This window comes from Georgenia alba (assembly GCF_042665525.1).
GTDB lineage: Bacteria > Actinomycetota > Actinomycetes > Actinomycetales > Actinomycetaceae > Allobogoriella > Allobogoriella alba.
Map to the genome: position 1 here is coordinate 17,331 of NZ_JBHTCQ010000003.1, position 11,907 is coordinate 29,237.

Annotated in this window: 10 protein-coding genes; 4 read left to right on the forward strand and 6 right to left on the reverse strand. The window is 72.4% G+C overall.

From position 1 onward, the window contains the following. Positions 1-23: 23 nt before the first annotated feature. Both ACFQQL_RS14010 and ligA read right to left on the reverse strand, forming a co-directional pair. Entirely contained in the window at positions 24-554 is a 531-nt protein-coding gene (locus ACFQQL_RS14010; RefSeq protein ID WP_382395446.1) for a GNAT family N-acetyltransferase, read from the reverse strand. Beyond that, on the reverse strand, positions 551-2,935 hold the full coding sequence (gene ligA, locus ACFQQL_RS14015; RefSeq protein WP_382395448.1) for an NAD-dependent DNA ligase LigA: 2,385 nt from the start codon (positions 2,933-2,935) through the stop codon (positions 551-553). Before ligA ends, ACFQQL_RS14010 begins: the two co-directional genes overlap by 4 nt. A 164-nt stretch (positions 2,936-3,099) precedes the next feature. Here ligA and ACFQQL_RS14020 point away from each other — a divergent pair, with 164 nt between their 5' ends. From ACFQQL_RS14020 to ACFQQL_RS14035, 4 genes are all read left to right on the forward strand, one after another. After that, entirely contained in the window at positions 3,100-4,437 is a 1,338-nt protein-coding gene (locus ACFQQL_RS14020; protein ID WP_382395450.1) for a sensor histidine kinase, read from the forward strand. A gap of 4 nt (positions 4,438-4,441) precedes the next feature. Beyond that, complete coding sequence (locus tag ACFQQL_RS14025; protein ID WP_382395452.1) at positions 4,442-5,134, forward strand: response regulator; 693 nt, start codon at positions 4,442-4,444, stop codon at positions 5,132-5,134. 216 nt (positions 5,135-5,350) lie between these two features. After that, positions 5,351-6,109, forward strand: coding sequence for an ABC transporter ATP-binding protein (locus tag ACFQQL_RS14030; protein WP_382395454.1), 759 nt, complete (start codon positions 5,351-5,353; stop codon positions 6,107-6,109). Further along, complete coding sequence (locus ACFQQL_RS14035; RefSeq protein WP_382395456.1) at positions 6,106-8,655, forward strand: ABC transporter permease; 2,550 nt, start codon at positions 6,106-6,108, stop codon at positions 8,653-8,655. Before ACFQQL_RS14030 ends, ACFQQL_RS14035 begins: the two co-directional genes overlap by 4 nt. Before the next feature lie 68 nt (positions 8,656-8,723). Here the strand turns inward: ACFQQL_RS14035 and ehuA are convergent, their stop codons facing one another. From ehuA to ACFQQL_RS14055, 4 genes are read right to left on the reverse strand one after another with little or no spacing between them, the layout of a single operon-like run. After that, complete coding sequence (gene ehuA / locus ACFQQL_RS14040) at positions 8,724-9,539, reverse strand: ectoine/hydroxyectoine ABC transporter ATP-binding protein EhuA (RefSeq protein WP_382395458.1); 816 nt, start codon at positions 9,537-9,539, stop codon at positions 8,724-8,726. Then, positions 9,526-10,176: an ectoine/hydroxyectoine ABC transporter permease subunit EhuD gene (gene ehuD / locus ACFQQL_RS14045; protein ID WP_382395460.1), complete on the reverse strand. Its 651-nt coding sequence runs from the start codon at positions 10,174-10,176 to the stop codon at positions 9,526-9,528. Before ehuD ends, ehuA begins: the two co-directional genes overlap by 14 nt. Then, on the reverse strand, positions 10,173-10,916 hold the full coding sequence (ehuC, locus tag ACFQQL_RS14050) for an ectoine/hydroxyectoine ABC transporter permease subunit EhuC (RefSeq protein ID WP_382395462.1): 744 nt from the start codon (positions 10,914-10,916) through the stop codon (positions 10,173-10,175). Before ehuC ends, ehuD begins: the two co-directional genes overlap by 4 nt. A 9-nt stretch (positions 10,917-10,925) precedes the next feature. After that, positions 10,926-11,834: a transporter substrate-binding domain-containing protein gene (locus tag ACFQQL_RS14055; protein WP_465254059.1), complete on the reverse strand. Its 909-nt coding sequence runs from the start codon at positions 11,832-11,834 to the stop codon at positions 10,926-10,928. Positions 11,835-11,907: the final 73 nt, after the last annotated feature.

The following is an 11,907-nucleotide window of genomic DNA, read 5'->3' on the forward strand; positions in this document are numbered from 1 at the left end:
GCTGACGTCCTGCGAGCGCGGGCTCAGCGGGAGCCGGTCAGCGGCAGCTCGTAGAACCACATCCTGGGCCGCGGGTGCCACCAGCCGACGTAGTCACGGGACGGGTCCCGCCGGTAGCCGAGCCGCTCGTAGAGGCGGTGCGGCGTGCTCCGGCCGCCGCTGCTCACCACCGACAGCACCAGCGCCTGGTACCCGTGGTCCCGGGCCCAGGTCTCCGCAGACCGCATGAGCGACTCACCCACGCCGCGACCCTGGGCGTGCGGCGCCACCGAGAGCATCCGCACCTCGACCTCGCCGGTCCGTGCCAGGTCGGCCCAGCGCGTCCCGGCGGGGGCGAGGGTGACGGAGCCGACGGCGCCCGCGCCGGTGCGGGCGGCGAGCACGGTGCCCCCACCCGTGGTGCGCTCCTCGACGGCACGCAGCGCATCGGCGTACTCGTCGTTCAGTCCGGCGTCGGTGTAGCCCGCGGAGCGGTATGCGCGGACCCCGATGTCGCCGAGCACGGGGAACTCGCCGGGCTCGGCGGGTGCCACGGTGAGCGGTGGTGCGGTCATGCTCCTCCGTCCTCCTCCTGCACGCGGTCTGCCACGGCGTCCGGCCCGCCCTCGAGCAGGGCGACGAACCCCTCCTCGTCGAGGATCGGGCGGCCGAGCTCGCGGGCCTTGGCCTCCTTGGACCCCGCGCCGTCCCCCACCACCACGAAGTCGGTCTTCTTGGACACCGAGCCGGCCGCCTTGCCGCCGCGGGAGACGATCGCCTCCTTCGCGGAGTCGCGACTGAAGTCCGCCAGCGAACCGGTGACGACCACGGTCAGGCCCTCCAGGGTGCGCACCAGCGACTCGTCGCGCTCGTCCGCGGTGCGCACGCCGGCGGCCTGCCACCGCTGCAGGATCTCCTGGTGCCAGTCGACCGTGAACCACTCGGCCAGGGACTCCGCGATCGTGGGACCGACGCCGTCGACGGCGGCGAGACGCTCGACGTCGGCGTCCTGGATGGCGGCCAGCGAGCCGAGCTCGGAAGCGAGGGCGCGTGCCGCCGTCGGACCGACGTGGCGGATGGACAGCGCGACGAGGACCCGCCACAGGGGCTGCGCCTTGGCCTTGTCCATCTCGGCGAGCATGCGCTCGGTGGTGGCGGTGGGCTTCGCGGGCTCCTTGACGGTGCCGTCCGCCTTGAGCTTCGGCATCGTCCAGAAGAACGGCCGCTGCTCCCACTCGCCGGTCCCCTGACCCTGCCTGCGGATCTCCCGCCAGATCCGCACGTCCTTCAGGTCCTCGGCGGTCAGCTCGAAGAGTCCCGCCTCGGTCTCCAGCACGGGCGTCTGGCGGTCCGGCAGCTCCGCGTCGGCTGCCGCGCGGGCGTCGGCGTCGTCGGTCTCCTCGTGCCCGGCCGCCAGCAGGCGCGCGTCGATGACGCGGTCGCGGGCCGCCTCGGGGTCGGTGAGCGCGAGTGCCGCCTCCCCGCCGAGCGCCTCGATGTCGAGCGCGCCGCGCGAGGCGATGTGGGAGACGCGTTCGGTGAGCTGCGCCGGGCAGGATCGCGCGTTCGGGCAACGCAGGTCGACGTCGCCCTCCTTGGCCGGGGCCAGGCCGGTCCCGCAGGACGGGCACTCGGCGGGCATGACGAACTCGCGCTCGGTGCCGTCACGGAGGTCGACGACGGGGGCCACGATCTCCGGGATCACGTCCCCGGCCTTGCGCAGCACGACGGTGTCACCGATGAGGACGCCCTTGCGACGTACCTCGCTGGCGTTGTGCAGCGTCGCCTGGGAGACGGTCGATCCGGCCACGAGCACCGGCTCCATGACGCCATAGGGGGTCACCCGTCCGGTCCGGCCCACCTGGACGCGGATGTCGAGCAGGCGGGTGTTGACCTCCTCGGGCGGGTACTTGTAGGCCGCGGCCCAGCGGGGGGCTCGCGAGGTGGAGCCGAGCTGGCGCTGGCGGGCGAAGGAGTCGACCTTGACGACGATCCCGTCGATCTCGTGCTCGACGTCGTGCCGGTGCTCGCCGTAGTGGGCGATCATCTCCTCGACCTCGTCGAGCGAGGCCACCCGCCGCGTCCGCGGGGAGACCGGGATGGCCCACGAGGCGAGCAGGTCGTACAGGTCGGACATGGAGGACCAGCGCTCGGGTGGCCCCTCCGGTCCCCACTCCACGGCGCCGACGCCGTGCGCGACCATCTCCAGCGCGCGGGAGGCGGTGACGCGCGGGTCCTTCTGGCGCAGGGACCCGGCGGCGGAGTTGCGGGGGTTGGCGAACGGCGGCTTGCCGGCCTCCACGAGCGAGGCGTTGAGCGCCTCGAAGGCGCTGACCGGGAAGTAGACCTCGCCGCGGATCTCGATGAGCGCCGGGTGATGGTCGCCGTCGAGCTGCTGCGGCACGGAGTCGATGGTGCGGACGTTGAGGGTAACGTCCTCGCCGGTGCGCCCGTCACCGCGGGTCGCGGCGCGGACCAGCCGGCCGTGCTCGTAGAGCAGGCTGACGGCGAGCCCGTCCACCTTGAGCTCACAGGTCATGGCGACGTCGGTGCGTCCCAGCTCGGTGTGCACCCGCCGCGCCCACTCGCGCAGCTCCTCGAGCGAGAAGACGTCGTCGAGGCTCTGCATCGGCCGGCGGTGCTCGACCGTGGCGAACTCCGTGGAGTAGGTCCCGCCCACCCGCTGCGTCGGGGAGGAGGGCACGCGGAGGTCCGGATGGGCCTCCTCGAGCGCCTCCAGCTCCCGCAGCATCGCGTCGTACTCGGCGTCGGAGATCGTCGGTGCGTCCCGCACGTAGTAGTTGAACTGGGCGACCTCGAGCTGCTCGGCGAGGTCCGCCCACCGCTGACGGGCCTCGGCGTCGGCAGCCGGGCGCTCGGTAGCGTCACCGGCAACCGGGGCGGCTCCCGACCCACCGGCCTGCTCATCCTGCTCACTCCGGGCGCGCGCGTTCACGGGTCCATGATGTCGCACACCACCCACGCCCCGGCCGCCGGCGGGCGCGGTGTCCTCCCCCGCGCACCCCCACCCACCGGGCCGCGACGTGCGACCGTGGTCGTACCCCGTGCCCACCCCGGGGACGACCCGCCGTCGGACGCCGCATCTCTACGCTGGGCTCCATGGAGAGGATCGCGCGGCTGCTCGCCCGCCTGCGCGACCCGCGGTCGTACCAGCGCGTCGACACCGCCGTCGCCGTCGTCGCGGCGTTTGTGACCGGTCTGCCGGCGCTGGTCATGGGGGTCGGGTACGGTCTGCCGCCGTACGGCGGCGGCATCATGGGTGCCGCCATCGCGGGGATCGCGATGCTCTGCGCCGCGGTCCAGTGCGCGGCGCTGGCGTGGCGCCGCACCCGCCCGGTCCCCTCCGCGGTGGCGATCTACGCCGCCGCGCTCGTGCACTTCGCCGCCGGGGCTCGGATCCTCAGCACGGACGTGCTGGTGCTCGTGGCGCTGTACTCGGTGACGGTCCACACCGAGCCACGGGAGAAGGTGTCGCGCCGTCTCGCGCTGGCCGGGGCCCTCTGCGGCGCGCTGCTGATGGGCGTCCTGCTCGCCGGCGGACCCGTCGAGGCGCTGGCCAACCTCTCCGCCCTGGGCAGCGGCTTCCTCATGGTCGCGGCCATGGTCTTCGCCACCTGGGCGATCGCCCTGGCACGGCGCGGACGGGTCGAGCGGCTGGCCTCGCTCGAGGACCGGGCTCGCCGGCTCGAGGTCGAGCGGGACCAGCAGATCCAGATCGCGACGGCCGCCGAGCGCACCCGCATCGCGCGCGAGATGCACGACGTGGTCGCGCACTCCCTCTCGGTGGTCATCGCCCAGGCCGACGGCGGACGGTACGCCGCCCGCACCGACCCGGCGGCCGCCGAGCGCGCCCTGGAGACGATCTCCACCATGGGCCGTGACGCCCTGGCGGACATGCGGCGCATCCTCGGGGTGCTGCGCACGGAGCTGGCTGCCGGACCGGGCGGTGAGCCCGCGCCCGGCGAGCGCCGGCCGTTGCCGGACAGCGGCGACCTCGAGCCGTTGCTGGAGCAGGTGCGCGGCGCCGGCACCTCCGTCTCGCTCGTCCGGGCGGGAACGGCCCGGACGCTCCCGCCCGGGGTGGGGCTCGGCGTCTACCGCATCGTCCAGGAGGCGCTCACGAACGTCCTCAAGCACGGCGGGCCGGGAGCCCGGGTGACCGTGCTGCAGCAGTGGCTGCCCGCGTCCCTCGTCGTCCAGGTCGACGACGACGGGCGGGGCGCGGCGTCGTCCTCCGACGGCCACGGGCACGGCCTGCTCGGCATGCGCGAGCGGGCCACGCTGCTCGGTGGCACGCTGTGGGCCGGGCCCCGGCCCGGCGGCGGCTTCCGCGTCCGGGCCGAGATCCCCCTTCCCGCCACCGACGGCGGGCCACCTGGACCGCCCGAGCACCCCACCCACCAGCCCGGCCAGCCGGCCGGCCACACCGGACAGTGAGACCGTGACAGCCCCGACCACGCAGAACCCGATCCGCGTCGCCCTCGTCGACGACCAGCAGCTCGTCCGGGCCGGCTTCGCCATGGTGATCGCCTCCCAGCCGGACATGGAGGTGGTCCTGGAGGCCGGCGACGGTGCGCAGGCGTTGCGCCTGCTCGGATCCCACTCGGTGGACGTGGTGCTCATGGACGTGCGCATGCCCACCATGGACGGGCTGGCGGCGACCGCGTCGCTGACCGGCTCCGACGCCCCCGGCGACGCACCGAAGGTCGTCATCCTCACCACCTTCGACCTCGACGAGTACGTGCTGCACGCGATCCGCGCCGGCGCCTCCGGGTTCCTCCTCAAGGACGCCCCACCGGAGGAGATGCTCACCGCCATCCGCACCGTGCACCGCGGCGACGCCGTCATCGCACCCTCCTCGACGAAGCGGCTGATCGAGCACCTCGCGACCGTGCTGCCCAGCGAGGAGCGCTCCTCCCCCGCGGTCCTCGACGGGCTCACCGAGCGCGAGCGCGAGGTCCTCGTCCTGATGGCGCGCGGACGGTCCAACACCGAGATCGCCGGCGAGCTCTACGTGGCCGAGGCGACGGTCAAGACGCACGTCGGTCGCGTGCTCGCCAAGCTGGGCGCGCGGGACCGGGTACAGGCCGTCGTGCTCGCGTACGAGACCGGTCTGGTGAGCCCCGGCGGCTGACCGTCCACCGTGGTCGTCGGCGTCGGTCGTCGGCGTCGGTGTCGGGCGTCAGCCCTGCGGTCGCGGCCGTCGCCCTCGGGATCGAGGCGGGGCGCGCCGCCGTCCGCCCCAGGGATGACGTGCGGACCAGACCACGGCCCGACGACGCCGACCCGCACGCTCCGTAGCGTCGTTCGTGCCGGCGATCCCGCCGACCCACGCAGCAGAAGGAGCGTCATGAACGAGGTGCCAGCCGCGAGCGCCGTCGGCCTCGCCAAGATCTACGGCAGCGGTGACGTGGCCGTCCACGCCCTGCGCGGCGTCGACGTCGCGTTCGCCGCCGGGGAGTTCACGGCCATCATGGGGCCCTCCGGGTCCGGCAAGTCCACCCTCATGCATCTGCTGGCCGGCCTCGACGAGGCGACGGCGGGACGCGTGTACCTCGGCAGCACGGACCTGACGTCCCTGGACGACAAGCGCCTGACGCTGCTGCGCCGGGAGCGCGTCGGGTTCGTCTTCCAGGCGTTCAACCTGCTGCCCATGTACACGGCCGAGCAGAACATCACCCTGCCCTGCGAGCTGGCGGGCACCTCCGTGGACCGGGCGTGGTTCGGCGAGCTGGTCGGCATCCTCGGCCTGCAGGACCGCCTGACGCACCGTCCGTCCGAGCTCTCCGGCGGGCAGCAGCAGCGCGTGGCGATCGCCCGTGCCCTGGTGACCCGGCCGGACGTCGTCTTCGCGGACGAGCCGACCGGCAACCTGGACTCGGCCGCCGGCGCCGAGGTGCTCTCCTTCCTGCGCACCTGCGTGCGCGAGCTGGGCCAGACGGTCGTCATGGTCACGCACGACCCGGCCGCGGCCGCCTACGCCCAGCGCGTGGTGCTGCTCGCGGACGGCCGGGTCGCCGGCGAGATCACCGACCCCACCCCCGACTCGGTGCTGGCCGGACTGGACGCGCTGCGCGGCGCCGGTGCGCCGGAGGTGGCCGCGCGATGATCCGGCTCACCCTGGCGCAGATGCGCCGCAGCGCCGGCCGCCTCACCGCGGCGGGGATCGCCATCATCGTGGCCACCGCGTTCGTCACGGCCACGCTGCTCAGCGGCTCGCTCATCACCTCGACGACGGAGCGCGCCGTCACGGCGAGCCTCGCCGACGCCGACGTGGTGCTCCGCTCGCCCGACGAGCCGCTCGGCCCGGCCGAGGTGGAGAAGCTGGCGAACCTGCCGGAGAGCGGAGAGGCCGAGGGCACCGTCCAGATCTACGGCCAGGTGACCTCGGGCGGGCGGAGCGACGCCGGCCTCGTCACCCCGGTGGCCGGCGTGGCGGCCCTCGACCCGTACGAGATCGCCGACGGATCGGCACCGGGCGACGGCGAGGTCGCGCTGACCCGCAGCACGGCCGAGCGCCTGGACGTCACGATCGGCGACACCGTGACGGTCGGTGCCGAGGCGGCCGCCGCCGACGGCACGACGGCGCTGCAGGAAGACCTGACCGTCTCCGGCACGATCACCGACCCGCCCGCCATCGTGGCGCCGGTCGGGACGATCCTGGTGGACCGGCCGCTCGCCGAGGGCTGGGCCCAGCTGGCCGGCGGCGGTGAGCTCGGCTACGACTCGGTGCTGCTCACCGCCGCGGACGGCGTCAGCCCCGATGACCTCGCCGACGCGGCGCAGTCGACCACCCCGGGGACCCAGGTCCGCACGGCCGAGGAGGAGGCGCAGTCCAGGGCCGCGGAGCTGACCGGCGGGACCTCCATGCTCGTCGGCATCGTGCTGGCGTTCGCGGCGGTCGCGCTCTTCGTGGCGGGCATCGTCATCACCAACACGTTCCAGGTGCTCGTCGCGCAGCGTCGCAACACGCTCGCGCTCCTGCGGTGCGTCGGGGCGACCCGGACGCAGGTCCACCGGTCGGTGCTCGTCGAGTCCGTCCTGCTCGGTGGGCTGGCCTCGCTCGGCGGGATCGCGGTCGGTCTCGCCTTCGGCCAGGGCGCCCTGTGGTTCCTCACCCGCGCCGACCTCGCGATCCCGGTCCCCGAGGTCATCACGCCGTCCGTCGCCACCATCGTCGTGCCCCTGCTGACCGGCACGGCCGTCACGCTGCTCTCCGCACTCGCTCCCGCTCGGGCGGCCACCCGGGTCACGCCGGTCAGCGCGTTGCGGCCTGCGCAGGACCCGGGCTCCCGCGCGGGGGGCGGACGCCTCCGCCGGGCGCTGTCGATCGCGTTGGTCGCGTTCGGCACCCTGCTGCTGGTCGGCGCCGTGGCGACCGCGCTGTCGACCGAGGACGACCTCACCGTGGTGCTGTCCCTGGGCGTGGGGGTGCTCGGCGGGATGATCTCCTTCGCCGGCGTGCTGGTCGGCGCCGTGTTCCTGGTCCCGCACGTCGTGCGGGCGGCCGGTGCCGTGTGGGCGCGCGTCGCGCGAGGCTCACGCTCCACGGTCCGGCTGGCGGCGGCGAACGCCGGCCGCAACCCGCGGCGCACCTCGGCCACCGCCTCGGCCCTGCTGATCGGGGTGGCGCTGGTGACCATGATGGCCACCGGCGCCGCCAGCTCCCGCGCGACGCTCGACGCCACGCTCGACTCGCACTTCCCGGTCGACGTCATGGTCTCCGGGCAGGGGCAGGCACTCACCACGGAACAGGTCCGAGCCGTGGCCGAGACGGAGGGCGTCGCCCAGGCGGTCGCGATCCCGACGACCACGGCCACCGTGTTCTCGGGCGGCTCGAGCACGGAGCTCACGGTGTCCGGCATGGACGCCCGCGACCGGGCGGTGCTGCGCGATGCGGACATGTTCGCCGGACTCGGCGGCGGGACGGTCCTCCTCGGCCAGGACGTCGCCGCCGAGCTGGACGTCGCCGACGGCGGATCGGTCCGGCTCGAAGGGCCGTCCGGCGAGGTGGTCGCGGGCGTCACGCTGCTCGAGGACGGCGGCAGGACCGTCGTGGTGAGTCGTGCCGCGCTGGTCGGGCTGGACGCCGATGCCCCGGTGACCGACGTCTGGGCCCGGCTCACTCCGGACGCGTCGGCCGGCGCGACCGTGGCGGCCGTTCAGGACGGGCTCACCGAGGTCAGCGCCTCCGGGACGGTGCCGTGGACCACGGGTGCCGCCGCCGAGCGCGAGGCGTACGACCAGATCATCGACACGCTGCTGGGCATCGTGATCGGCTTGCTCGGCGTCGCTGTGGTCATCGCCGTCATCGGCGTCGCCAACACCCTGTCGCTCTCGGTCATCGAGCGGCGGCACGAGCACGCCCTGCTGCGGGCGGTCGGGATGACCCGGGGCCAGCTGCGCGGCTCGCTCATGGTCGAAGGTGTGCTCGTCGCGCTCGTGGGCACCGTCCTGGGTGTGGCCCTCGGGCTGCTGTACGGCTGGGCGGGCTCCGCCGTCGTGTTCGGCGGCGGGGGCGAGCTGAGCCTGGTGGTTCCGTGGCTGTACGTCGCGGCGTGCGCCGTCGGTGCCGTCGCGGCGGGCCTGGGCGCCTCGGTGCTGCCGGCGCGCTCGGCGGCGAAGACTCCTCCGGTGGCCGCGCTGGCCGCCTGAGGACTACGAGGCCCCGGCAGGTCTCCGCGTGGAGGGCGCGGAGACCGCCGGGGCATCGTCGTGGTTGCCTAGAGCACGGCCTTGAGGAAGGCCTGGGTGCGCTCGTTCTCCGGGTTGCTGAACATCTGCGCCGGCGGCTTGTCCTCGATGATGTGACCCTGGTCGAACATGAGGACGCGGTGGGAGACCTCCTGGGCGAACTGCATCTCGTGGGTGACCAGCAGCATCGTGATGTCCGTGGTCTCCGCGATGGTGCGCAGCACGTTCAGCACCTCCCCCACCAGCTCGGGGTCGAGGGCCGAGGTCACCTCGTCGAGCAGCAGGACCTCCGGGTCCATGGCGAGCGCCCGCGCGATCGCCACGCGTTGCTGCTGGCCGCCGGAGAGGCGAGTGGGGTGCTCGTCGACCTTGTCCCCGAGGCCGACGTGGTCCAGCAGCTCACGCGCCCGCTCCTCGGCCTCGGCCCTGGACTTGCCGAGCACGTGGATCGGGGCCTCGGTAAGGTTCTCCAGCACCGACATGTTCGGGAACAGGTTGAACTGCTGGAAGACCATGCCGATCTTCGTGGTCAGCCTCGCGACGTCCTTCTTCTTCCGCTCGACGCGCTTGCCGCCGCGCATCTCGTGCGTGAGCGGTTCGCCGTCGAGGTAGATGAACCCACCCGTGAGGTGCTCCAGGGTCATGACCAGCCGCAGGATGGTCGTCTTGCCGGAGCCGGAGGGCCCGATGAGGGTGACACGCTCGCCCTTGCCGACAGAGAAGTTGAGACCGTCGAGGACCGTGTGGTCCCCGAACTTCTTGAGGACGTCCTCGAACTTCAGGACCGGGGCGGAAGGATCCGCGCCGGACGTGACCGGGACTGCGTTGGGGTCAGTAGCGGGCAAGTCGCACTTCCAATCGCCTCAGGAGGATGGCCGTGGGGTAGCTGGCGGCCAGGAAGATCAGGCCGCACAGGGTGATCGGTTCGAGCAGCCGGAAGTCGGACGCACCGTACTCGTACGCGGCAGCCAGCATCTCCGTCACGGTGATCACGATGAGGAACGGCGTGTCCTTGAACATGGAGATCACCCACGTCCCGAGCGCCGGCACGGTGATGCGCAGCGCCTGCGGGATGACGATCCGCCGCCACGTCCTCGTCGTGGACATCGACAGGGCCGTCGCGGCCTCCCACTGGCCCTTGGGCACCGCGTCGATTCCCGACCGATAGACCTCGGCCATGTAGGAGGCGTAGTGGACGCCCAGGACGACGATCCCGATCGTCAGCGGACTGAACTGCTGGAAGGTGTAGTAGGCGAACAGCAGCTGGATGACGATCGGCGTCATCCGGATGAACTCCATGACGCCGTGTACTGGCATGGCGATCCATGACGGCGCGAGCCGGCGGATCATGGCGATGACGAGGCCGAGCACGGCGGCGATGATCGAGCCGACAACGGTCGCCACCAGCGTGACCTGGAGGAAGGCCTCCACAAGGTCCGGGAGGACCTCGCCGGCAGCCTCCCAGCTCCAATCGAAGGTCATGCCTTGCTTCCCCCTGCCAAGGCCTGGGGCGAGCCGGCCAGATCCATGGAGGCTCGCGCCCGCCGGGTGCCGTCCGGGAGCTGGCCGAGGCGGCGCTTGGCGCGGCGCTCGAGCAGGTTGGCGAGCAGCACGATTGCGAGTGCGATGACGAAGTAGACCACCATGCCCACGCCATAGGAGAAGAACGTGTTACCCGTGGCCTGCCGGAGCTGGTTCGACTCCCACGTGAGGTCATGCATGAGGATGATGTACGCCACCGCGGTGCCCTTGAGCAGCATGACGAAGAGGTTGCTCAGCGACGGAATCATGATGGCCCACGCCTGCGGCCAGATGATCCTGCGCAGGCGGTGGGTCGGTCTCAGGCTCAGTGCCGTGGCCGCTTCCCACTGTCCCTTCGGCACAGAGTTGATCGCCCCGCGGACGACCTCCGACGCATAGGCGCCGTAGTTCAGTCCGAGCGCCAGCACGCCGCAGAACAGAGCATCCAGGCGGTACCCCAGCAAGGGCAGGACGTAGAAGAGCCAGAACAGCTGGACCAGTAGCGACGTGCCACGGAAGAACTCGATCACGGTGCGGGCAGCGCCGCGCACGAGGATGTACTCGCTGCGCGCGGAAACTCCCAGGATGACGGCGATCACGAACGCCAGGACTCCGCCGAGCACCGTGAGCTCGAACGTGATGAGCACACCGTGACCGAAGGCGGGAAGCCGTTCGGCGAGGATCTGGAGGTTGTCGCCCATGGGCGCAGGTCAGCTCGGGTCGTCGGCGCAGAGCTGCTCGGCAGTCAGCTCGCCGGTCGGCCGCTCCTCCGCGGTGAACCCGAAGTCGCCGACCACGTCGAGGTAGGTCTGCTCGTCGCCGGTGACCGTGGCGAGCTCCTCGTTGTAGGCATCACGGAGCTCGGTGTCGGCGCTGCGGAAGACCGTGCCACCCGCGCCGACCTGAGGTTCGCCGTCGATCTCCTGGACGAATGACTCGGTGACCTCGACCGGGGCGTCCGGGTTGTTCTCAGCCATCCAGTTCAGCGAGATTCCGGTCAGTGCGAACACGTCGGCGCGCCCGTTCACAACCGCGTCCATGCCGTCCTGAGGGTTGGCCACCTGGGTGGAGTCCAGTCCGAGGGACTCGGCGTAGTCGGACTCGATCGCACCGGTCATCGTCGAGAGCTGCGCGTCGGTTCCCTCCACGTCGTCGAGAGTCTGCAGGCTGAACGGGTTGCCCTCTTGGACCATCAGTGCCGTGGTGTACATGAACTCCGGCTCCGAGAAGATGGCCTGCTCGCAGCGCTCAGGCAGGATGGACATGCCCGCGGCGATGACGTCGAACCTCCCCGCGTTGAGGCCGGGGATGAGCTGGCCGAACTCAGCCTGGACGCCCTCGACATTGTCGATACCGAGCTCGCCCCAGATGCGCTCGTGGAGCGCGACCGTCGCGCCGGTGAGCTCGCCGCCCTCCCGAAAGCTGTACGGCGCCTCGCCGGCGAAGCCCACGGTGATCGTGCCGTCTTCTCGGAGCTGCTCGAGCGTCAGGGCCTCGCCACCACCCTCACCGCCGCCCTGCGGGTCGCCTCCGGTGGCCGTACAGGCTGCGAGGCCGGCAGCGAGAAGGCCCGCTCCGGCCACGGCAGCCGTCCTGCGTCGGGTGGTGCTTGTCATCATGGTCCCTTCGGTTCGGACGAGGCATGGCCTCCCGGCTCCGCGGACCATCCGGTCGCGCGGCACCGGACGGTCA